We start from the raw sequence: 21718 nt of genomic DNA, 5'->3' as shown, positions 1-21718 counted from the left end.
TTATCGCGGTCGGCGGCGAGTGTGAGCAGATCACACACGACATCGAGGCAGAACTTCAGGTCGCGGGCACGATCCTACTCCGCACCAGCCCGATCAAGGCAATTGTCGCAAATCCAGCCCCGGCGAGGAATGTCGAACTTGCACCGAGCCTGTCCCAGAGGAGACCCGCCAGGAGGCTTGCCACAAGCATCGCCACCCCCGCTGCGAGATTGAATACGCCGAACGCCGAACCTCTCAGTTCGGGCGGAGCGCGATCCGCAACCAGCTTTGCCATCAGGCCTTGGGTAAGCGCCATGTGAAGGCCCCAAAGCGCAATTCCGACGAATACGCCGACTAGTCCCGATACAAAGGCAATCGCAAGATCAGCGAGTATCAGGACAATTAGGCCCAGCCCAAGCAACCTCCGCTCAGGATATCTGTCGGAGGCGATCCCGGCGGGGTAAGCGCCAAGAGCATAGACAATATTCATGACGACAAGCACAGCAGGGGTGAATGTTAGCGGCAGGCCTTCATCCGAGGCTTTGAAGATCAGAAAGGCTTCGCTGAATCGAGCCAGTGTAAACGCCACGCCGATCACGACAACCGTCCAGAACGGACGGTCGAGCCTCTTCAGATCCGTGATCTTGATCGGTGGCCGCCCGGAGCCGGAATGTGCCGGTGGGTGTTGTTCTGATACGCCGAAGACGACGAAAAGTACCGCCAGCACTGCTGGGATAACCGCTATCCAGAAGACCTTGCGCATGTCATCCGATAAGGCTGCCATCAGAACGATGGCCAGCAGCGGCCCGGCGAATGCCCCGATCGTATCGAGCGACTGGCGCAGGCCGAAGGCGCGCCCGCGAATGGCTTCGGGAGTGACATCGGCCACCAGTGCATCGCGCGGGGCACCCCGCAAACCCTTGCCGATCCTGTCGGCAAACCGTGCGCTGAGCACGACCGTCGCCGAGCCAGCCAAAGCGAACAGCGGTTTGCTCAAGGCGCCAAGTCCATAGCCTAGAAGGATCAGCGGTTTGCGCCGCCCGATCCGGTCCGAGATATAGCCCGAGAACACCTTGCTGATTGAAGCGGTTGCCTCGGCGATGCCATCGATCAACCCGACCATGGCGACGCTCACACCCAAAGTCGTCGTCAGGAACAGCGGCAGTAGTGCGTGGATGATCTCGGACGACAGATCCATGAACAGGCTGACAAGACCGAGCGCCCAGACTGTGCGGGGTATCCTATCCATCGGTGTGGGGGGCGAGGGTTTCGATGATCTTGCAGTCGGCCACAGTGCCATGGCTGCACGAGCCGATCACGCGCGACCCGGCGGGGTCGCAGGCGCGGCTTGAGCCTGAGCGACAGCGGTACCCGCGAGAAGTGCCGAGCCTGCGGCGAACGCAAACCCGAATTGAACGATATTACCTGCCCTACGCATATCATCACTCCTCATTGTGGAGCCGGCTGAGTCGGCAATTTCAAATATACAACCTCCAGTAACTGGAGGAGAAACAGCTCGCTGCAGATTATGTTACTAAGTTGGTAGGCCGAGTCTCTGGAGCGCGCTTTGACAGGTATCAAAAGACTTCCGAAGCGATTTGGCTTCAGATTGATCGGTTACCATCGGCCATCTCAGGTCGATTATTCCGTCGTGCATCCCGGTGTGCGCAGCATCTCGGCAAATGCTCAGGCCAGCCTCATCGTGGGCAGAGTCAATGCATCGAGTATCTTGCAGTCGGCGACTATGCCGTTTTCACAAGCTTTTATTATGCGATCGAGTTCGCCGCGAAGATTGGTCAGATCGGTGATCTTCTGGTCGATCGCAGCGATCTGTTCGCGGGCAATCCCATCGACCGCCTTGCAGGACTGGTAAGGGTGATCGGCAAGGGCCAGCATTTTTCGAACCGTATTGAGGGAAAATCCCAGATCGCGGCCCTTACGAACAAAGGTCAGACGCCGGACGTCGGCATCGTTGTAGACACGGCGGCCAGCGGCCGTCCGTAGCGGCTGGTGCAATACTCCTTCGGTCTCGTAAAACCGGATGGTGTTGACCTTGGTGCCAGTCAGCCTGGCGAGTTCGCCGATCGGCATTCGATCCTGATAGGCCATGCTCACCTCCATATTGCGAATGACTTGCAAGAAAAGCCTTGCTTCTACAGTCACTGGAGGTTCTATCCTCAAGGGATGGACCACGTCGAATCGATTTTGCGCGCACCCTGGCGCGCCCTTGCAACTTACCGTCAGTTGGCGTTCGCTTTGCCGCGAATGGTAGCCGCGATTGTCCTGACTTTGGCATTGCCGGCTGTGGCCCGCGCCTCAGACGAGGACGTGCGGACGGCCTGGCGACTGCTTGACTACGTTGCCGTCGATTATCGCGGCGCGGTCGAGCACGGGGCCATCAAGAATCCGCAAGAATTCGCCGAGATGGTCGAGTTCTCGCAGTCCGTCGAAACGAAAATTTCAGCCCTTCCGGCGTCACCCCGGCGCGCAGCGTTGCTGTCCGAAGCACGAGACTTCAAGGCGTCCGTCGCGCGCAAGGCCGACCCGGTGGCCGTGGCGACATCCGCACGGGCGCTCAGCGCGCATCTGCTGAAGGCTTACCCGGTGCCGCTGGCGCCGGACAAGATGCCGGACCTGAAGCGCGGTGCTGCGCTCTATGCCGAGAATTGCGCGAGTTGCCACGGTCTCAATGGGGACGGCCAAGGCCCTGATGCCGCCAAACTGAATCCCAAGCCGGTGGCGTTCACCGACAAGGCGCGTGCGCGCGAGCGCAGCGTCTTCGCGCTCGCTCAGGTCATTGACCAGGGTCTCGACGGTACGGCGATGCGCAGCTTCAGCGAACTGCCGGTCCAGGACCGATGGAATCTGGCTTTCTACGTATCCAGATTTGCCTTTGCCGACAGCGACCGCGGTCAGGCCCTGTGGTTGAGCGATCCGGCATTGCGCAAGCGCGTCCCCGATATGGCGACGCTGGCAGGCATGACGCCTGCTGCCCTTGCCGGTGGGATCGGAGAGCATAAAGCCGATGCGCTCATGGCCTATCTGCGCGCGCACCCCGTGGCGTTGCAAGCTGCGCCCGCGGGATCGTTGAAACTGTCGCGCGACCGCCTGTCACAAAGCCTCGCGGCGTATGAGCGCGGCGACCACGATAACGCTGCCAAGCTGGCGCTTTCGGCTTACCTTGACGGGTTCGAACCGGTCGAAGCGGTTCTCGCGACGCGCAATGCGACGCTCATGGGCCAGATCGAAGGCGAGATGGGGAAATTGCGCGCGATGATCGGCAAGGGAGAGCCGGTCTCTGCGGTCAAGGATCAGGTTGCGGCTCTCGATACCTTGTTCGCCGACGCCGAAGAGGCAATCTCGCCGCAGGCGGAGAACTCTGTCTCGACCTTCATCGGCTCGTTCACGATCCTGCTACGCGAGGGTGTTGAGGCGCTCCTGATCGTGGTGGCCATGATCGCTTTCCTGCGCAAGGCGGAACGGCCTGAACTGCTGCGGCATGTCCATGCCGGATGGATCGCAGCACTGGTGGCAGGCGCCGCAACCTGGGCCGTGGCCACGTTTTTCATCGGGGTGAGCGGGGCAAGCCGGGAACTCACCGAAGGGTTTGGCTCGCTTTTTGCCGCCATCGTCCTGCTGTCCGTTGGTATATGGATGCACGGCAAGTCGCAGGCCGGCGAGTGGCAGCGCTACGTTCACGAAACACTGAATCGCGCTCTATCGCGGCAGTCGGCCTGGTTTCTGTTCGGACTGGCCTTCATCGTGGTCTATCGCGAGGTGTTCGAGACCATCGTGTTCTATGCCGCACTGACAGCTCAGGGTAACGGTGCGGTCGTACTAGCCGGGGCTGGCTCTGCGACGTTCCTTCTCGCGGTTTTGGCCTGGATCATGCTGCGATACAGCGCCAGATTGCCGGTGAGCCAGTTCTTCAAATACAGTTCGGCGCTCATCGCGGTTCTCGCCGTGGTGCTTGCCGGAAAGGGGGTTGCCGGCCTGCAGGAGGCCGGGATGATCGGCATCAGCCCGCTCAGCCAGGTCCCGCGAATTTCGGTCCTTGGCCTGTTCCCGTCCTGGCAATCCGTGCTGGCACAAGTGGCGGCGCTTGTCACCGTCATCTGGGGCATTTGGTATAACGAACGGCGAGCGGCAACACGGGAAACAACGAGGCCGGGAGGAGCGTGAGCGATGGCTGATCAATGTTGCGCCAGCGCTTGCGGCGCCAAGGACACACTCAACGATCCGCGTTGGCGCAAGGTGCTGTGGATCGCACTTGGTCTCAATGCGACAATGTTCGCGGTCGAGATCATTGCCAGTATCGTTACGGGATCACGTTCGCTTCAGGCCGATGCTCTCGACTTTCTGGGCGACTCGGCAAACTATGCGATCAGTCTGGGCGTCGTAGGGATGGCGCTGGCATGGCGCGCTCGCGCGGCCCTTGTGAAGGGTCTTACAATCCTGCTGTTCGGGCTGGCTGTTCTGGCGTCGGCTGTCTGGGGCTTGATCGAAGGCGTGACGCCCGATCCACTGGCGATGGGTGTCGTCGGTTTCATGGCGCTGGTAGTGAATGTATCGGTCGCGCTAATGCTTTATCGTTACCGGACCGGTGACTCTAACATGCGCTCGGTGTGGATATGTTCGCGCAACGATGCAATCAACAATCTTCTGGTGATCGGCGCGGGACTCGCCGTGATGTGGAGCAGCAGCGGCATCCCCGACCAGTTGGTCGCTTTCGTCATGGCATTGCTCGGGATCAGCGGAGGCTGGCAGATCGTTCGGCAGGCGACCATCGAACTGAACGAACTGCGGGCGGAAGGGGCATTGTAGGGGTAACGCATGTCTTCGGCCGTTAGCTTCCTCGCCCTCGTGGCATTCATCATGATGGCATTCCATCGCTTCATTGCCATTCGTCGCCGCACGAGGAACGTTGCCGAGGTGGCGAGTGGTCCTGAACCGAAATCGGCGCCCAGATCAGATGATACCAACCACGGTAGACCCAGGTTCATTTTATTCCCGAGTTAAGAGGGAAATTGAACGGAATGCTTAAGTCATGTTGAAATCAAGCATGCAAGTAAAGATGGCGCGCGGGCGGGTCGAGGAGCTCAAGGGGAAACTCGATCAACTTAATGGCGCCTACAGCAGGGGCGAGACGCCATCCAATGAGGAGTTTCGGGTAAAGCTTATTGCCGAAATTGACCAGCTTGAAAAGGAAATCGAACTTCATGGCCGCTTGCAGATCAGCGACGATACTCTCCTGCCATCCGAAAGTCTGGAAGATCTACCCGAAACCCTGATTGCGGCCCGAATCGCGCGCGGCATGACCCAAATGGATTTAGCCAAATTCTTGGGGTACAAAATGCAGCAAATCCAGCAATATGAGGAGGATCGCTATCGGGCGACCAGCTTATGGCGCCTTATCACGATTGCAGAAGCGTTGGGCGTCAAGATACATCAGGCAGGGAACCTGATGGGAAATCGGACGATGGGTCCTGTCGATGCGACGAAGACAGCCCGTTTTCCAATAGGCGAGATGTACACACGGGGATGGATCGGGCCGTGGGATGGTGGCGCGATCGACGCTGCCAAAGAAGCTCCGGGGCGTCTCGAACGATTCTTGGCCAAGGCCTACGGATCAAATCCCGCATCACGTAACCGTCACGTCAGGTCGAAGGGGGTTCCACATGAGGGAGCCATATCGGCATGGGAAGCCAGAGTGATAAGCCTAGCCGACGCAGGACCGCTCGAAACTGCCTTCGACCCTGTGAAGGTCAATCCCGCATGGGTGCGTACCATAGCTCGGTTCAGCGCGATCCGGGGCGGCGTCAGACGCATCAAGAGCCACCTGAATGACATTGGCATCCATTTCATAATCGAGTCGCCTTTGCCAGGCATGCAGATCGATGGAGGCGCCATTCGTACTCCGGCCGGCCAGATGATCGTTGCGTTGACTTTGCGGGATTATCGACTTGAATGGTTCTGGCTTGCGCTCATGTACGAGCTTGGCCATCTCGTTCTCCATATTGCGCCAGGCGAATATGATGGGATCTTCGATGAGATTGCAGCTCCCGCGATGTCGGCAATCGATGAGGATGCCGATGTTTATGCTCGCGAAGCTCTGATTCCAAGCGCGCAATGGCAGTCCTGCAAGTCAAAGGATGCCTTTACGCATGGCACGATCCTGGAGGATGCGGAGCGCTTGCGTATCGATCCGAGTGTGGTGGTAGCTCGTGCGCGAGAAATGTTTCCCGACAAGCGCATGCCAAGCGGGGTGATTCGCGACAGAGACGTTCGGCGACAACTCGGCAACGACACCGAGGGCTGAGCGGCGAAAGGTGCTCCTTTCCCGCAACAGTCTCTCCAGCAGGCGTTCCGAACCAACACCGAAGCCTTGCGCGATTCGGCTCGTCCCGAGGGCCTGCTCGAACCTGCGAAGGGCCGCCCTTCATTTGCGGCCCTTCACTCATTTTACCGCCGAACTAGAAAGCGACTCCCAAGGTCCCGACAACACCTGCCTTGGTTTCATTGCGCGTTCCCACTATCATGTCCTTGTCGGTATCGACGTAAGAAACCCCGAGCGACAGATTTTTCCAAGTGTAAGTCGCGCCGATGCTCCAGTCCGTATATTTGTTGCCGAACGTGATGTAGCTTGGGCTGAAATTATGGCCGACATGCGCCGAAAGGCTGATTGGCGTGTCAGGAATGCCTGCAGAAAGATCCGCCGCAAGATAGAGATTGTCATCCTTCGTGACACCGTTGACGGAAAGAGCCTGTTGCTTGGGAGCGTAGAGCAGGCTGACTTTGCCGGTGACAGGGCCCAGTGTGTGCGAAACGGCGACATAGGGTTCGATGAAGTCCGAAAAGGGCAAAGCCGAACCGGGATAATAATAGTAGGTCGCGCCAACATCGACGGTGGTGGCGCCGAAGGAGTGCTTGTAGCCGCCAACGAGATCGATTTCCTGGCTGTTGCTGGCGATGTAGTCGCTGACCGAAGAACCCCAAACGGAAGCGTAGAATCCGGAGGAATGGCTGACAGTAAAGGTTCCTTGGACGGCGAAGTTTTTATCCGTCTGGGAAATGCCGCGGAATCGGTAGTCGCTGACGAGCGTCGCACCGCCCGAAATCGTAACATCGCTGGCAGGGGGGTCGGTTTCGTCAGCCCACGCGGGCGAAGATAGGACAACCACAAAGGCCGCCACAACGATTGGAACAGTCTTCTTCATGAGCGAATTTCCTTATTGATCCGAAATTCGTTCATCCTGCGGTCTCTCGGCTAGCCCTCATGGGAATGGGGCGTATTATCGAAAGGCATTTCCCCTTAACTTGGAATGGTGCACTGCACAAATCCTGCCGCCAGTCACGGCACATTTCTTCCGGGGTGTGGCATTGCAGCAACAGTCATAGGCGCCGGCGTTTCGGCATTGCAGAGCGTGCGGAGGCTGGTGGAAAACTCAGCTAGGTTGAATCGATCAAAGCCGTTGTTGGCCTAGATGGTTGGAGAATTGCGCCGCCTGTCCATCTGCTGGGCAATTTGATTTGTGCCGCTGCCGCTTCGCTTAGTGGCAAAGTAGGACCGGTAATCGAGGATCATGAATGACAGACCGTGTCGCGCCTCCGAGCACGGACTCCCGTGTTCTCGAGTGACCATATGCCCCCATGATCAGAAGGTCTGCACCGGTCTCAACGCCGCGTTTCAAGAGGGCCGTACCTGCATCGCATCCATCAGCAGGCACTTGCTCCATGCTACTGGCTAAGTCATGGCAAACCAAGTGACGATGAACCTCCTTGAGGATCAGTGCCGCGTCAAGCGCCTTCTCTCCCGTTATCGCAAGCACACGAATGGACCGGGCGGTGCGGCAGATCGGCAGCGCCTCTGCCAGCGCCCTAGCGGCCGATCGACCACCGTCCCACCCGATGATGACATTATCGAATCGGCGCCCGCTGGACACGGGCTGGGGGAGAAGCAGGACAGGGCGACCCGAATCGAATATCAGGCCCTCAGCGGCGACCTGGTATTCGACATTTGTTTCGACCGGAACCACGGCGAGGTCATGCGTGCGAGCTAGGCGCGCTGGCTCGGTGGGATTACCGATCAGGCCGCATTCGACAAGGAATTGCTCGCCACGCCGATCTTCGCTGACGAGCAAAGAGAATTCGTCCAGAAGTTCCTGAGCGGCCTCTAGGCTTCGGATATTTTCGGTGGCGACTAGCGCGTTGGTATGTGCGAATTTATCCGAAAGCCAATTGCCGACTGCCGGGATGTGGGTCTCGCAAAGGATTCCGGAAAGACGTGCTCCAAATTGGTCGGCAAGCCGCACCGCTTCGTCGAGAGCCCATCGCGGCATGCGATTGGGATAGGTTTCCATATAACAGGATGTCCTGGATGGCCGTGGTCATATGATAATCTCCTTACTTGGCTGACGTATGACCAGAGAAGTATCCTGTAAACGGCATGCGTTTATCTGTCTTTCGTACGCTCAACAATCTAACGACACATCGACTGTGAGAGGTCATCATCATCATCCCCGGATTGTTTCATGGTGTGTTTGTCCATTGAAGGCGGCGTTGGGCCCCTTGAAATTGTCGACCTGGACCGGCAAACATTGGTGGGACTGAACCGCCCCGGGATTGTCGGAGGCCATTTGGATTAAATTACGCAGCCATGAGTGTGTCGTCCAGCATGGCGAAGTATCGTTGTTCGGCTTCGGCGGGCGGGATGTTGCCGACAGGCTCCAGCAGTCGCCGGTTGTTGAACCAGTCGACCCATTCCAGTGTTGCGAACTCGACGGCTTCGTAGCTGCGCCATGGTCCGCGCCGGTGGATCACCTCGACCAAGGCATTAGGCGCACAGCTTTTGACGATAGCGATCGTGGTTCTGGGCGGCTGGTATAATCACAGGCTTTCCAGCGGGCGGGCCGCGAAGGGGACTACCGGACATGGCTGACGATTGCTGCGCGAGCGCCTGCGGAAGTGAGAACGCGCTGGCGGCGGGTGCTATGGGCGGCGCTGATCGTCAATGCGGCCATGTTCTTCGTCGAGATGGTCGCTGGTGCGACGGCGGATAGCCGTGCGCTTCAAGCCGACGCACTCGATTTTCTGGCGGACGCGGCCAATTATGCCGTCAGCCTCGCGGTCGTCGGGGCAGCGTTGTCATGGCGCGCACGGGCGGCGTTGCTCAAATCGCTGTTCATGCTCGGCTTTGCCGCCTGGGTATTTGGCAGCGCAATACTGGCGTTTGTGAACGGCACCGCGCCGGACCCGACGACGATGGGCGCAGTCGGCGCGCTGGCGCTTGCAGCCAATGTCGGGGTTGCGTTGTTGCTCTATCGCTACCGGACGGGCGACGCGAACATGCGTTCGGTCTGGATATGCTCGCGTAATGACGCGATTGGCAATGTCGCGGTTATGCTGGCGGCCGTTGGCGTATTCGGCACCGGTAACGCTTGGCCTGACCTGATCGTTGCGAGCGTTATGGCCGCACTGGCGCTGACCGGAAGCGCTCAGGTGCTGCGGCAGGCGCTGGGTGAGTTGCGGTTGGTCGCAGAATGACCCGGGATCAGACAATTTTGCTTGTTGCAAACGAGATGGCCGCTTTCCGGAACGCGCGGATCGAGGGGAGCATCGAGAAGGCATGGCGCGCGCTCGAACGCGCCCACATAATTTCGCAACTCCATATTGGGCTGCACCTGAACAGTCACTGGGAAATGCTTAAATTCGCGGTGGCAGTTCACGACGCCCGGGAGATTAGTGGTCAGCTCGCACGCTTAGTTCTTGCACCGCTTGGTACGCTTACCGGGCGCATCCCGAAGGGAAATACCGGCCGCTCAAACGTCAGCGCTTTTGCGCCAATGCCGATACCTGACGACTTGCGCGATGTCATCGATGAAGTTGCCAGGTGACGCGCCCTACCGTTTCCGTCGTGCCGCTTGTTCCAGATAGGGCTTCAGAGCCGACCCCACGGCTTCTGTCAGGGTCGTCAGATTCCTTTTTGCACGCGACATTGCCAACCATGCCGCCATGCCGCTTATGTCATACCGGTGCACGAGGCGCGTCGCCGCCTTGCCATGCGTTTCAACTGAAAATTGCTCGTGGATCGATAGCAGCATCCCGAGGCCATAGCGAAAGGCGAGAACGCGCTGCGGTTCGAAGGTCACAATCTGCGCATCGACCGTCATGAATTTCGGATTTCGGTAGTCAGTCCTGATCGAGTAGCGCAACGGTGCATCCACTCCGGGTTCGCCCTCGATCCGAGCCATGGGATGCCACTTCGCATAGTCGTCAAAGGAAACAAGCGCCGCCCAGACCTGCTCGGGAGGCGCGGCAATTAAGGTCTCTCTGAAAACGCTCATTCAAAGCCTCGCGATCATCATTTTGCGTATTAATTTTTTCGATGCGCGCACTTACACATCGTCCGCAAGTAAAAATAGAAGTGCAAAGTTGTTATGTCGAAAAATACCAAGTTGGCGAACAAATTAGAATAGTGTAACAGGGAGTCGCAACAGGTGATATTGTCACATAAGAATGGCAAATTTTCTTATTTGCAACATGTTGCCAGAAAAGCTGTTGCAACGCCAGAATGCGACCGATATAGGCCCGGCCATGGCTCGCTGGGTATCTTGTCTGATAATGATGCTGTCGGTGCTCGCGTGCGACATCGCGGGCTCGCCATTGCTCGCCAATCCGGTAGTGGAAGTCGCAGGCTTTGCGCAAGTCTCAAGCCAAGTCTCAAGCGAGGATAGCTCGCAGGACAGCGATGAGTCAGGTAAGTCACAGACTGGTGCGGTCGGGCACATGGCGCATGGACATTGTACTGCGAGTTTGGCCGAGCCAGCAGACATATCGCAGCAGCCGTGCCTGAAGGCCGGTCAGCCACGTCCGGCAGACAGGCAAGCCAGCCTCAACTCCTGGTCTACAGCCCCCCCCACACAACCGCCTTCAGCCTGATCTTTGCCTGACGCGGGCACGCATTGCCCGCGCCATCTTGCATTGATCAGGAGTTTCCCATGCCAATACGATTGCGCGCCCTGCTGATGGCCGGTGCGCTGGTGATACAGGCCGGCCCGGCATGGGCCGAGCCGGTGACCTTGGATGATGCGCTTGCCAAGGGCCGTGAAGTCTCCCCGCGCATAACCCGTGCCGAGGCGGAGTTAAGGGCCGCCGAAGCGCGTGCGGTGCGGGCCGGGCTGCGGCCAAACCCCACGATCGGGGTTGAAGTCGAGAATTTCAGCGGCACCGGTCCTTATCGCTCGTTTCGCCAGAGCGAAGTCACGGTCGCGGTCAGTCAGGAGTTCGAGCTGGGCGGCGAGCGGCGGGCGCGCAAGGCCGTGGCGGGAGCCGAACGCGAGTTTGCCCGGCTGTCGCTGAGCAGGGCGGCCGCCGATCTCTCCTATGATATTGCGGTCGCTCATGCGGAATTGCGCGCGGCGGACGACCGGGCGGTGCTCGCCCGTGGCAATTTGACCCGCGCGCAGGAACTGGCGCGGATCGCCGGAGCCCTTGTCGATGCCGGGCGTGATCCGCCGCTGCGCAAGTTGCGCGCCGACGCTTTGCTGGCCGAGGCCGAGGCCGAGAGTCTGCGCTCCTTCGGGCTGTTGCTGACTGCAAGAAGGAAGCTGGGTCTCTTCATCGGCAGTGAAGACCCAGACCTGTCGGCGATCGGTGGAGACCCGGTCCCGACCGTGCCTCTACCCCCGGGAACCGCGAGTCTCGATGAACGACTGGCTGCGGCCGAGCGCGATGCCGCCTCGGCTCGCATCACGCTGGCGCGGGCGGAGGCTGTGCCAAACGTCACAGCGTCGGGTGGTTTTCGCAGTTTCCGGGAGAGCGGAGCGACGGCCGTTGTCATGGGTCTTTCGGTTCCCTTGCCATTCAACAATCGCGGCCGCAGCGGTGTGGCGGCGGCAAGGGCGGACAGCGATGCCGCAGAGGCAATGTTTGCCCAGACCCGCCTCGACACCAGCTTCACCCGACAGGAGGCGCAGACCTTATTGTCGGCGGCAAACGAGCGGCTTGCGGCTCTCACCGGCCCTGGCCTGCGCCAGGCGACCGAGGCCGAACGCCTGGCCGGCATCGGCTACCGGGCGGGCAAGTTCTCGCTGCTCGAACTGATCGACGCGCAGCAAGCGCTCACCAGCACTCGTCTCGCCATCATCGAAGCGCAACTGGATCGCGCCCGCGCGCTCGCCGCGCTGGCTCGCGCGAACGCGCAGTAAGGAATTATCCCATGGAATTTGCAGAAAACAGAAAAGCCCTGATCGCCACAGTGGCGGCAGGCGCATTGGTTCTCGCCGGTGGCGGTATCATGCTGGGCCGCACGCTGCTCGCACCCGATGCTGCACCTACCGAGGCCGCCGCGCCGGATGAGAAGGCAGAGGAAAACCACGGCCCGGAGGGCTTCGTCGAAATGGATTCTGCCCGTGCGCAAGGCGCGGGGATCGTCACTGAAACACTCCAGTCCGGAGGCCTCGGCTCGGAAATCCTCGCACAAGGCGTCGTTGCCGCGACACCCGAAGGCGAAGCGGTGCTGACAGCGCGCGCCGATGGAGCGATTACCGCCATCAATCGCCGCCTTGGTGATTATGTCCAGGCTGGCCAGTCGATTGCGACGATGGAAAGCCGCGACGCGGCAAGCATCGCGTCGGAGCGCAGCACGGCACAGGCCAAACTCGCCCTGGCGCGCTCGACCTATGCGCGTGAAAAGCGCCTGTTCGACGCGCGCGTCACTGCGCGACAGGATCTCGAGGGCGCGCAGGCTGCGCTATCAGAAGCTGAAGCCGAAGCGCGGCGCAGCCAATCTGCCGCAGCGGCATCGAAAGTGAGCGGCGACGGACGGACGCTTGCCGTGGTCAGCCTGATTTCGGGTCGCGTCACCAGGTCCGATGCCAAGCTTGGTGCCTATGTGCTCGCCGGGGCCGAACTGTTCCGCGTATCCGACCCCAATCGTATCCAGATCAACGCCTCGGTGCTGGCCGCCGATGCCCGGCGCATCCAGCCGGGCGATACGGCGGTAATCGAATTGCTTGGAGGCGAGACCATGAGCGCCGTAGTCCGCTCGACCACGCCCAGCCTCGATCCCGAAAGCAAGTCGGCGACGGTCGTGCTCCAGCCGCAGGGCGTTGGCGGTCTGACTCAGGGTCAGGGATTGCGCGTGCGGATTACGCCGCGCGGGGCAGCAGCAGGCAGCGCCATCGCGCTACCTGAGGAGGCCGTGCAGTCATTCGAGGGACGCGATGTCGTGTTCGTGCGAACCGCAAAGGGGTTCCAGGCGACAAATGTGGTCACCGGCAAGCGCGGCGGGGGACGGATCGAAATCATCGACGGGCTGAAACCGGGCGCGGTCGTCGCGACCAAGGGCGCGTTCCTGCTCAAAGCCGAACTCGGCAAGGGCGAGGCGGAGCACTGAGATGATTGAAAAACTTCTCGATGCGTCGATCCGCTTCCGCTGGGGCGTGGTCATCCTGACGCTAATCGTTTCCGCTTATGGTGTCTTCCAGCTCTTGAAGCTGCCGATCGATGCCGTTCCGGACATCACCAACAAGCAGGTGCAGATCAACACGGTCGCGCCGAACCTCGGCCCGCTCGACATGGAGCGGCTCGTCACCTTCCCGGTCGAAACCGCAATGGCAGGGATACCGGGGCTGGAAAGTTCGCGCTCGATCTCGCGCAACGGGTTTTCGCAGGTCACGGTGGTCTTCGAGGATCACACCGACCTCTATTTTGCCCGCCAGCAGGTCGCCGAACGGCTTAATCAAGCCAAGGGGACGCTGCCTGCCGGGGTCGAGCCGTCGATGGGGCCGGTTTCGACCGGGCTTGGCGAAGTTCTGATGTATGTCGTCGATTTCGCGCCATCAGGAACCAAAGCCAATCCCAAGATCGCAGGCAAGCCCGGACCGCAACCTGATGGGTCATATCTGACGCCTGCGGGCGAGTTGCTGACCGATGCCGTCGCCAAGGAAGGCTATCTTCGTTCGGTGCAGGACTGGGTGATCCGTCCGCAACTCAAGACGGTTTCGGGCGTCGCGGGGATCGATTCCATCGGCGGCTATGAAAAGCAGTTCGTGGTGACACCCGACGTCGCGAAGATGTCGACTTATGGCATCTCGTTTACCGAACTTGCCGACGCGCTCGAAAAGTCCAACATTTCGGTCGGCGCGAACTTTGTCGAACGCGGGGGCGAGGCGTTCCTCGTCCGCGCCGATGGCCGCATCCGCACGCTCGACGAGATTGCGCGTGCATCGATCGATTCCCGTGGGGGCGTTCCGGTCATGGTCCGCGATGTCGCGACAGTCCGCATCGGCGGCGACCTGCGGACAGGCGCGGCAACGCAGAACGGCAAGGAAGTTGTCGTCGGTACGGCTCTTATGCTGGCGGGCGGCAACAGCCGTATCGTCGCGAAATCGGTTGCCGATCGACTTGACACAGTCGCCAAGTCGCTACCACCGGGCGTTACCGTCAAGACAGTACTGGATCGGTCCGAACTGGTCGATGCCACGATCGGCACAGTCGAAAAGAACCTCGTCGAAGGCGCTCTGCTGGTTGCTGCGGTGCTGTTCTGGCTGCTCGGCAATTTCCGCGCCGCGGTCATCGCCACGCTCGTTATCCCGATCTCGTTCCTCGTGATGGGAACGGGGATGAACATCACCGGCACGTCGGGCAACCTGATGAGCCTTGGCGCGCTGGACTTCGGTCTGATCGTCGATGGCTCGATCATCATCATCGAGAACTGTCTGCAACGGCTGGCGCACCGCCAGCAACAGCTGGGCCGGGTGCTCAACCTCAACGAACGGCTGCACGAGGTGTTCGAAGCATCGCGCGAGATGGTCAAGCCGACGCTTTACGGCCAGGCAATCATCTTCCTCGTCTTCGTGCCACTGCTGACCTTCACCGGTGTCGAGGGCAAGACCTTCTCGCCAATGGCAATCACGGTCATGCTGGCGTTGGCCGGGGCATTCGTCGCGTCGCTGACCTTCGTTCCAGCTATGGTTGCACTGCTGATCCGGGGCGAAGTTGCGGAGAAGGAAGTCAAGGCGGTCGCCTGGGTCAAGGACCGCTACGAGCCTATTCTGAAGCGCGTGATCGATCGCCCCTGGCCGTGGGTCGGCGCGGGTGCCGGTACGTTCGGTGCTGCGATGCTCGTCTTCCTGATGCTCGGGAGCGAATTTCTTCCCGTGCTAGGGGAGGGCAATCTTGCGATGCAGGCTTTGCGCATACCTTCGACATCGTTGGCAAAATCGACGGAAATGCAGCGGCAAGTCGAGGTAAGTGTCGCCAAGCTGCCCGAAGTGGCGTTCGTCTATTCGAAGACCGGCACCGCAGAGGTCGCCAGCGACCCGATGCCGCCCAACGCATCGGACACCTTCATCATCCTCAAACCGAAGGACGATTGGCCGGCCGGTGTCGAGACCAAGGACGATGTCATCGCGCGCGTCGAAAAGCAGCTCGAGCCGCTGGTTGGAAATCAGGTCGAGATCAGCCAGCCGATCCAGCTTCGTTTCAACGAGCTGATCGCCGGGGTTCGCGGGGATATCGCCATCAAGGTTTATGGAGACGATCTCGACGCGATGGGCAAGTCGGCTCAGCAGATCGCGAGCGTTCTGAAAACCGTCAAGGGCGCGGCAGACGTCAAGGTCGAACAGACCGCGGGGTTTCCCGTTCTCGACGTCCAGTTCGACCGCGACGCCATCGCGCGCTACGGGCTGAGCCTTCAGGACGTGAGCGATACCGTGGCGGCCGCAATGGGCGGGCGCGAGGCGGGCATCGTGTTCGAGGGCGACCGACGCTACGATATCGTCGTCCGGCTCGACAACCTCACCCGCAACGATCTCGACGCCGTCGGAGCGTTGCCGGTGATGCTGCCAGGCGAGGACGTGGATCGAGTGTCGGTTCCGCTGCGCGAGGTCGCCCGGTTCAACTTCTCCGAAGGGTTGAATCAGGTCAGCCGCGAAAACGGCAAACGACGTGTCGTCGTTCAGGCCAATGTCCGTGGCAACGATCTCGGCTCGTTCGTTGCCGAAGCCCAAGAGAAGGTGAACGCCCAAGTCAAATTGCCAACCGGAAGCTTCATCGAATGGGGCGGGCAGTTCAAGAACCTGCAAGCCGCATCGCAGACGCTTTCACTCGTGATCCCGATCATCTTTGCCGCGATCTTTGGCATCCTGTTCCTGGCTCTGGGCGGGGTGCGCCAATCGATCGCGGTCTATTCGGCAATTCCGCTGGCGCTGGCGGGCGGTGTATTCTCGCTGCTGCTGACCGGTTTGCCGTTCTCGGTGTCGGCGGCGGTCGGTTTCATCGTGTTGTCGGGCGTCACCGTTCTCAACGGCCTGGTCGTGATGACCAGCATCAACACGCGATTGGATGCGGGCAAGCCGGTCGATGAAGCGATCGCGGAAGGCACGATGGAGCGCGTTCGCGCGGTGTTGATGACCGGAATCGTCCCGGCCATCGGCTTCGTGCCCATGGCGATTGCGACGGGCACCGGTGCCGAGGTGCAGAAGCCGCTGGCGATCGTGGTGATCGGCGGGCTGATTACCTCGACCCTGCTGACGCTCTTCGTGCTTCCTGCGATCAGTCATCTGCTGCTGCGTGGTCGCCACAAGAAGCACGTTCCTGGGGATTACAGCGATGTCTCGGTGCTCGGTGAGCCCATCGTCGACAAATAAGGAGAAAACGCAACATGAACCAGCCAACAGTTTCGCAACAGGCCATGCTTTGCCCCGCATGCCGCGTGCCGCTTTCAATGTCGGAGCGACAAGGAGTCGAAATCGACTTTTGCCCGCAATGCCGCGGGGTCTGGCTCGACCGGGGCGAACTCGACAAGATCATCGAGCGATCCGAACGGGCTGCCCCGCCGGCATCGGCACCTGCTGCCGGTGTTCGTCCCGAAGACGGCGAGCGCGGCTATGACGATTATCGCCGGTCGGGACATCATGGTGGCAAGCGCCGCAAGAGTTTTCTCGCCGAGTTGTTCGACTGATCGGCTGATGGCCGGTCGAAGGAGAGTGCGCATGGGGTCTGAACACAGTGACGATGACGGCCACGCGCATGGCGGCGGTGATGAAACGGGCTTGCGCATTTTCCTGTTCGCCTGCCTGGTGGCCGGCATTGCCTATGGCGTTTCGTGGTTGCAACCCGAATGGTCGCGGTGGGCTTACGGCGTGGGCGCAGTGCTTTCGGTGGCGCCCTTCGCCCGAACGGCATTCACCAAGGCGCTGAAGGGCCGCCCGTTCAGCATCGAAACACTGGTAACAGTGGCGGTGCTGGGCGCAATTCCGATCGACGCCGGGGCCGAAGCCGTTGTCGTGGTGGCGCTGTTCTCGCTGGGCGAACTGCTTGAGGGTTTTGCCGCGGCCCGAGCACGTTCCGGATTGAGCGCGCTGGCCAAGCTGTTGCCATCGCAAGCCGTCATCGAGGTCGATGGTGAGCGGCGCACTGTGGATGTCACAACGCTCAACATCGGTGCGATCATGCTGGTCTCGGCGGGAGACCGAATCGCCGCCGACGGCCGCATCATCAATGGCAGCTCCGCGCTCGACGAAGCGGCGATCACGGGAGAATCACGTCCCGTGGAAAAGACGGTTGGTGCGGATGTCTTTGCCGGATCGATCAACGGCGATGGCACGCTGAAAGTCGAAGTGACCAAGGACGCATCGAACAGCGTGGTAGCGAGGATCGGTGATCTCGTGGCGCAGGCTCAGGCGTCGACCGGACCTACCGCCCGCTTCATCGACAATTTCAGCAGCTGGTACACGCCTGCCGCGATCATCCTGGCGGCACTGATCGCATTGGTGCCACCGCTGGCCTTTGGGGGCGAATGGGCAACCTGGACCTATCGCGCGTTGACGGTGCTGCTGATTGCCTGCCCCTGTGCGCTGGTGCTTTCAACGCCTGCCGCGATTGCCACCGGCATCGCAACTGCGGCACGCAGCGGCATTTTGATCAAGAGCGGCGAAGCGCTGGAACAGCTCGCCAAGATCGGCATCGCCGCCTTTGACAAGACCGGCACGCTGACGCGCGGACATCCTGTGGTCACCGATGTCGCAGGCCAGGACACGCTCAAACTGGCCGCGGCTATCGAGACCGGATTGACGCATCCAGTCGCCAAGGCGATCGTTACAGAAGCAGAGCGGCTGAAAGTAGCCATCCCCAAATCGACGGACGTCACGATAAAGCAGGGTCAGGGTGCGGTGGGCATGGTTGGCGGCAAGCAGGTGGCGCTGTTCAGCCCGCGCGCAGCGGGATCGCTCGATACCGATGTTGCAGCGAGCATCGATACGCTCGAACGCGCGGGCAAAACGGTCGCGGTGCTGCTGGTGGACGGCAAATATCAGGGTCACATCGCGGTTCGCGATGAAGCACGCGACGATGCCAAACCCGCCATTGCCGCCCTTAATGCGCTTGGCATTCGCTCGCTAATGCTCAGTGGCGACAATCAGCGGACGGCAACGGCCGTCGCGCAGGGGCTAGGGATGGAGGCCGAGGGCGAGTTGATGCCAGCCGACAAGCTCAAACGGATCGAAGCCCTCAAGGCCGAAGCGCCGGTCCTGATGGTGGGTGACGGCGTCAACGATGCTCCCGCGCTTGCCACCGCTACGCTTGGCCTGGCCATGGGCGGCGGCACCGATGTCGCGATAGAGACTGCCGATGTCGGCCTGCTCAAGGATCGTTTGTGGGGCGTCCCAGATGCCATCCGGCTGGCCCGCAAGACCCGCAGCACGATCCTCACCAACATTGTCATCGCGGTCGGGCTTAAACTCGTGTTCCTGGTGCTTGCCGTGTTCGGCATCACCAATCTGTGGACCGCCATCATCGCCGATACAGGGGCGACAATTCTGGTCACCTTCAATGCGCTGCTGCTGTTCTGGACATTCCGGCCTACGGTGGTGACAGAAGGTCATGCCGCCAACACAAGGGCTTGATCATGGGCTCAGGCCACAGCCACGCAGACGCCGGACACGGAACGCCAGGACATAATCACGGCGCGGGAGCGAATGGCAGAAACCTGACCATTGCCTTGGCGATCACCAGCACGTTTCTCGTTGCCGAGCTTGTCGGCTCGTTTGTCTTCAACAGTCTCGCGCTGCTTTCCGATGCGGCGCACATGTTCACCGATGCGGCCGCGCTTGCAATTGCGCTCGTTGCAATCAAGGTAGGGCAGAGGCCGGCCGACAAGCAACGCACCTATGGCTACCGCCGGTTCGAAATTCTCGCCGCATCGTTCAACGCGTTGCTGCTCTTTGCTGTCGCGGGCTATATTCTTTGGGAAGGCATCAATCGGCTTATCGACCCCGAGCCAGTGGCCTCGCTCGGTATGCTCGTTGTCGCAACATTCGGACTCCTTGCCAATTTCGTGGCCATGCGCGTGCTCGTGGCCGGCAAAGATAGCAGTCTCAATGTAAAGGGCGCCTATCTCGAAGTCTGGGCCGACATGTTGGGCTCGCTCGGCGTTATTGGGGCGGCTGTTGCTATCTACTTCACAAGGCTCACCTGGATCGATGCCATCGTCGCCATAGCCATAGGACTGTGGGTGCTTCCTCGGACCTGGATGCTGCTAAAGGACACGACGCACATCCTGTTGCAAGGTGTGCCGAGCGGGATGGACCTCGAAGAGATTCGAAAGGCGGTCAATGACGTGGCCGGCGTCGATAGCACGCACGACCTTCATGTCTGGTCCGTCGCTGGCGACGATGCCAGTCTGACCGCACATGTGGTCCTGGCTGCGGGCGCGGAGCCGTTCGCAACGCGCGCCGCAGTCGCAGCGATGCTTGAGGGCAGGTTTGGCATCCATCATTCGACGATCCAGGCCGAAGCCGTTCCCTGTGATGATGAAGCTGCGCTCCATGCTTGAGATTGGCCGCCCCCCGTGTTGGAAGGAAATTGTCTCCACCAAGCGAGACCCCGGACATGTCGGAAAGAGCGGCCCCGCCGGAGGTGCTGCGCTGCCCCTGCCGCGCCTCCGGCCAGAATTTTTGAGTTTCAATCACCTGCTTGTAGGCGGACAATCAAACCGAAAGGGATTCTGAGGGGGGTGTGAACATTCCGACGACAAGGCCGCCGCTCATCACCTATCCGTGCGTCCAAGGGACCAAATCGTTCACCGAACAAGGCAGGGATGAAACCACGCAATACCTAATGAATGACACTACTCAACATACCAAAAGACTGAGCACGCCAAGTCTTGGGATGCCCTATTTTTGTGATGGCATTGAGGCTCGAATGTTCTGTAACGGCCTGCGGGTTGATCGACTGAAGCGGGCGGACCAGAAGAAGTGGAACGAGAATGGGCTCACCGTTATATTCGTCCCAGATTAAACACTGTCCCGTCTGCCGCATCGCGCTCACTACGTCGGTGTGGCTCGGCATTGAGATCGACCTTTGTACGCAATGCCAAGGTCTATGGCTTGGTTGCGGCGAACTCGAAGAAATCGAGCTGCGAATCGAGACAAGGCGGCGATGGGGGTTGCAGTTAGACTGCAGGCTCGGACCTCCTTGATTCCGCGCTTCGACGCCATTGCCGGAATAACCAATTGGAATGGGATTCCAGCAATGAACGTCGAGGCCGCCAGGATTTTGGTTATCGGGTGGAAGTGGACATAAGAATCATGACCTATTGTGACATCGTCGTCGATGCTTGCCCCAAGAAGGACATCCAGCAGACGCTCGAATTTGCGAGAAAGATGGCTCTCGAATTCGGGGCGAGGCTATCAGTGGTTGCTTATGCTTGGCCGCAGTATTCTGACATGCGTCCACTGGTTGGAAACGCACTAACCGCTCAGTTGCAGGAGCGGGAGATGAGTGATGCGTTGGATACCGCGCGCAGCATTTTCGACGCTGTCTTTGGCGACAACGCGGTTGAAGCCGAGTGGTGCTCTGGCATTGCTGAGCCGAATGTTGCACTGCGAGATCATCTGTTGACCGCAGACCTGCTCATCACCAGCGCATCTGAAAGCAAGACGTGCGCTTCGCCGGACGCTGCCGACCTTGCCTTGCGATCGGGCACCCCCGTCCTGCGTCTGGGCACGAACATGGCGGAGGCGCGCTTTGTCAATGTGCTAGTGGCATGGAAGGATTGCTCGCAAGCACGCCGCGCTCTGCATGAAGCGCTGCCCATCCTTAAACTCGCCAATAAAGTGACGATCTTAGGTGTAGGGGATGAAGTTTCCATCACCAGCCTGGAAGCGGTCGGCGAGCACATTCAACGTCATGGAGTGACGAGCGATTTCCGGCATATTCCGAGCACTCAAGGTGAAGTTGACCTGGATTTGGTGGACCAAGTTCATCGGGAAGGCGCCAGCCTGATAGTTGCCGGAATCTATAGCCGTGGAGAATTCGCTGAGAGACTACTGGGAGGCGTGACCAAGAGATTGTTAAAGAATACCGAAACGGCCTGGCTCATGGCGTATTGATGTGTCTGACAACATCCCACTTCTTGCGCGCGTCACCGTGGTCGTTACCCCAAAGCAACTGTTGGATAACATCAAGGTCGATCTTTGGGGCCTGCAGGCCGTCGGTGAGCGAACTGGCAAATAATAGGCCTTTCGTCGAGATACCGGAGATACTAGGGGCTTGACTTACCATCGTAATGCCGCCCTCATGGGAAGAGCGCGATTCCATCAAGACAGCACGCCAAATGGAGGCGTGCGGTGAAGATACTAAGACTTACGGTCTGTGTCGGCCTCTCGGCAATTTGGTGCTGCGGTGCCTTTGCGCGGGAAGCCGATGTACTGGACTTCTCAAGGTCTTCCGTCAG

General features: G+C 60.1%; 19 protein-coding genes and 1 pseudogene. 14 read left to right on the top strand and 6 right to left on the bottom strand.

The features are described from left to right. Positions 1-55 precede the first annotated feature (55 nt). On the bottom strand, positions 56-1228 hold the full coding sequence (locus FHS92_RS16055; RefSeq protein WP_221231117.1) for an MFS transporter: 1173 nt from the start codon (positions 1226-1228) through the stop codon (positions 56-58). 437 nt (positions 1229-1665) lie between these two features. After that, positions 1666-2088 (bottom strand): MerR family transcriptional regulator, encoded by a 423-nt coding sequence (locus FHS92_RS16050; protein WP_184081758.1) that lies wholly within the window; start codon positions 2086-2088, stop codon positions 1666-1668. 156 nt (positions 2089-2244) lie between these two features. On the opposite strand from FHS92_RS16050, the gene FHS92_RS16045 reads away from it, so the two are divergent. The 3 genes from FHS92_RS16045 to FHS92_RS16035 all read left to right on the top strand — a co-directional run bounded on the left by FHS92_RS16045 (position 2245) and on the right by FHS92_RS16035 (position 6298). Next, on the top strand, positions 2245-4161 hold the full coding sequence (locus tag FHS92_RS16045) for a cytochrome c/FTR1 family iron permease (protein ID WP_246352069.1): 1917 nt from the start codon (positions 2245-2247) through the stop codon (positions 4159-4161). Between the two features lie 3 nt (positions 4162-4164). Next, positions 4165-4803: a cation efflux transmembrane domain-containing protein gene (locus FHS92_RS16040; protein ID WP_184081756.1), complete on the top strand. Its 639-nt coding sequence runs from the start codon at positions 4165-4167 to the stop codon at positions 4801-4803. A gap of 223 nt (positions 4804-5026) precedes the next feature. Beyond that, positions 5027-6298: a helix-turn-helix domain-containing protein gene (locus FHS92_RS16035; protein WP_184081755.1), complete on the top strand. Its 1272-nt coding sequence runs from the start codon at positions 5027-5029 to the stop codon at positions 6296-6298. Between the two features lie 154 nt (positions 6299-6452). On the opposite strand, the gene FHS92_RS16030 is transcribed toward FHS92_RS16035, so the two are convergent. The 3 genes and pseudogenes from FHS92_RS16030 to FHS92_RS16020 all read right to left on the bottom strand — a co-directional run. After that, positions 6453-7196 carry a TorF family putative porin gene (locus FHS92_RS16030; RefSeq protein WP_184081754.1) on the bottom strand — a complete coding sequence of 248 codons (744 nt, stop codon included), beginning with the start codon at positions 7194-7196 and terminating at the stop codon, positions 6453-6455. A 333-nt stretch (positions 7197-7529) separates the two neighbouring features. Continuing rightward, entirely contained in the window at positions 7530-8339 is an 810-nt protein-coding gene (locus FHS92_RS16025; RefSeq protein WP_184081753.1) for a universal stress protein, read from the bottom strand. 286 nt (positions 8340-8625) lie between these two features. Further along, positions 8626-8802: pseudogene (locus tag FHS92_RS16020) on the bottom strand (IS3 family transposase); the annotation flags it as partial. A gap of 195 nt (positions 8803-8997) precedes the next feature. On the opposite strand from FHS92_RS16020, the gene FHS92_RS16015 reads away from it, so the two are divergent. Together FHS92_RS16015 and FHS92_RS16010 are read left to right on the top strand one after the other, a co-directional pair. Further along, positions 8998-9522, top strand: a complete 525-nt coding sequence (locus FHS92_RS16015) for a cation efflux transmembrane domain-containing protein (RefSeq protein WP_184081783.1) — start codon at positions 8998-9000, stop codon at positions 9520-9522. After that, positions 9519-9872 carry a DUF3703 domain-containing protein gene (locus FHS92_RS16010; protein ID WP_184081752.1) on the top strand — a complete coding sequence of 118 codons (354 nt, stop codon included), beginning with the start codon at positions 9519-9521 and terminating at the stop codon, positions 9870-9872. Before FHS92_RS16015 ends, FHS92_RS16010 begins: the two co-directional genes overlap by 4 nt. Before the next feature lie 6 nt (positions 9873-9878). Here FHS92_RS16010 and FHS92_RS16005 read toward each other — a convergent pair whose 3' ends face one another. Further along, positions 9879-10322, bottom strand: a complete 444-nt coding sequence (locus FHS92_RS16005) for an SRPBCC domain-containing protein (RefSeq protein ID WP_184081751.1) — start codon at positions 10320-10322, stop codon at positions 9879-9881. A 654-nt stretch (positions 10323-10976) separates the two neighbouring features. Here FHS92_RS16005 and FHS92_RS16000 point away from each other — a divergent pair. From FHS92_RS16000 to FHS92_RS18600, 9 genes are all read left to right on the top strand, one after another. Further along, positions 10977-12185, top strand: a complete 1209-nt coding sequence (locus tag FHS92_RS16000; RefSeq protein ID WP_184081750.1) for a TolC family protein — start codon at positions 10977-10979, stop codon at positions 12183-12185. An 11-nt stretch (positions 12186-12196) separates the two neighbouring features. Further along, entirely contained in the window at positions 12197-13375 is a 1179-nt protein-coding gene (locus tag FHS92_RS15995) for an efflux RND transporter periplasmic adaptor subunit (protein WP_184081749.1), read from the top strand. A 1-nt stretch (position 13376) separates the two neighbouring features. Next, positions 13377-16631, top strand: coding sequence for an efflux RND transporter permease subunit (locus FHS92_RS15990; RefSeq protein ID WP_184081748.1), 3255 nt, complete (start codon positions 13377-13379; stop codon positions 16629-16631). Positions 16632-16645: 14 nt separating this feature from the next. Beyond that, entirely contained in the window at positions 16646-16945 is a 300-nt protein-coding gene (locus tag FHS92_RS15985) for a TFIIB-type zinc ribbon-containing protein (RefSeq protein WP_184081747.1), read from the top strand. 31 nt (positions 16946-16976) lie between these two features. Further along, positions 16977-18887: a heavy metal translocating P-type ATPase gene (locus FHS92_RS15980; RefSeq protein ID WP_184081746.1), complete on the top strand. Its 1911-nt coding sequence runs from the start codon at positions 16977-16979 to the stop codon at positions 18885-18887. Between the two features lie 2 nt (positions 18888-18889). After that, complete coding sequence (locus FHS92_RS15975) at positions 18890-19816, top strand: cation diffusion facilitator family transporter (protein ID WP_184081782.1); 927 nt, start codon at positions 18890-18892, stop codon at positions 19814-19816. 432 nt (positions 19817-20248) lie between these two features. Beyond that, positions 20249-20461, top strand: coding sequence for a zf-TFIIB domain-containing protein (locus FHS92_RS15970; protein WP_184081745.1), 213 nt, complete (start codon positions 20249-20251; stop codon positions 20459-20461). A 34-nt stretch (positions 20462-20495) separates the two neighbouring features. Further along, a complete protein-coding gene (locus tag FHS92_RS15965) occupies positions 20496-21374 on the top strand; it encodes a universal stress protein (RefSeq protein ID WP_246352066.1) in 879 nt (292 codons plus the stop codon). 1 nt (position 21375) lies between these two features. Next, positions 21376-21498, top strand: a complete 123-nt coding sequence (locus FHS92_RS18600; protein ID WP_281377836.1) for a hypothetical protein — start codon at positions 21376-21378, stop codon at positions 21496-21498. Positions 21499-21718 lie beyond the last annotated feature (220 nt).

The organism is Sphingobium subterraneum (genome assembly GCF_014199435.1).
Classification (GTDB): domain Bacteria; phylum Pseudomonadota; class Alphaproteobacteria; order Sphingomonadales; family Sphingomonadaceae; genus Sphingobium; species Sphingobium subterraneum.
The sequence above is the reverse complement of the archived record's forward strand: the minus strand, read 5'-3'. Positions and strand labels throughout refer to the sequence as shown.

Coding starts and splice junctions, on each gene's coding strand:
- FHS92_RS16055 (WP_221231117.1), bottom strand. CDS start 1,228: ATGGATAGGATACCCCGCACAGTCTGGGCGCTCGGTCTTGTCAGCCTG.
- FHS92_RS16050 (WP_184081758.1), bottom strand. CDS start 2,088: ATGGCCTATCAGGATCGAATGCCGATCGGCGAACTCGCCAGGCTGACT.
- FHS92_RS16045 (WP_246352069.1), top strand. CDS start 2,245: ATGGTAGCCGCGATTGTCCTGACTTTGGCATTGCCGGCTGTGGCCCGC.
- FHS92_RS16040 (WP_184081756.1), top strand. CDS start 4,165: ATGGCTGATCAATGTTGCGCCAGCGCTTGCGGCGCCAAGGACACACTC.
- FHS92_RS16035 (WP_184081755.1), top strand. CDS start 5,027: ATGTTGAAATCAAGCATGCAAGTAAAGATGGCGCGCGGGCGGGTCGAG.
- FHS92_RS16030 (WP_184081754.1), bottom strand. CDS start 7,196: ATGAAGAAGACTGTTCCAATCGTTGTGGCGGCCTTTGTGGTTGTCCTA.
- FHS92_RS16025 (WP_184081753.1), bottom strand. CDS start 8,339: ATGGAAACCTATCCCAATCGCATGCCGCGATGGGCTCTCGACGAAGCG.
- FHS92_RS16015 (WP_184081783.1), top strand. CDS start 8,998: ATGTTCTTCGTCGAGATGGTCGCTGGTGCGACGGCGGATAGCCGTGCG.
- FHS92_RS16010 (WP_184081752.1), top strand. CDS start 9,519: ATGACCCGGGATCAGACAATTTTGCTTGTTGCAAACGAGATGGCCGCT.
- FHS92_RS16005 (WP_184081751.1), bottom strand. CDS start 10,322: ATGAGCGTTTTCAGAGAGACCTTAATTGCCGCGCCTCCCGAGCAGGTC.
- FHS92_RS16000 (WP_184081750.1), top strand. CDS start 10,977: ATGCCAATACGATTGCGCGCCCTGCTGATGGCCGGTGCGCTGGTGATA.
- FHS92_RS15995 (WP_184081749.1), top strand. CDS start 12,197: ATGGAATTTGCAGAAAACAGAAAAGCCCTGATCGCCACAGTGGCGGCA.
- FHS92_RS15990 (WP_184081748.1), top strand. CDS start 13,377: ATGATTGAAAAACTTCTCGATGCGTCGATCCGCTTCCGCTGGGGCGTG.
- FHS92_RS15985 (WP_184081747.1), top strand. CDS start 16,646: ATGAACCAGCCAACAGTTTCGCAACAGGCCATGCTTTGCCCCGCATGC.
- FHS92_RS15980 (WP_184081746.1), top strand. CDS start 16,977: ATGGGGTCTGAACACAGTGACGATGACGGCCACGCGCATGGCGGCGGT.
- FHS92_RS15975 (WP_184081782.1), top strand. CDS start 18,890: ATGGGCTCAGGCCACAGCCACGCAGACGCCGGACACGGAACGCCAGGA.
- FHS92_RS15970 (WP_184081745.1), top strand. CDS start 20,249: ATGGGCTCACCGTTATATTCGTCCCAGATTAAACACTGTCCCGTCTGC.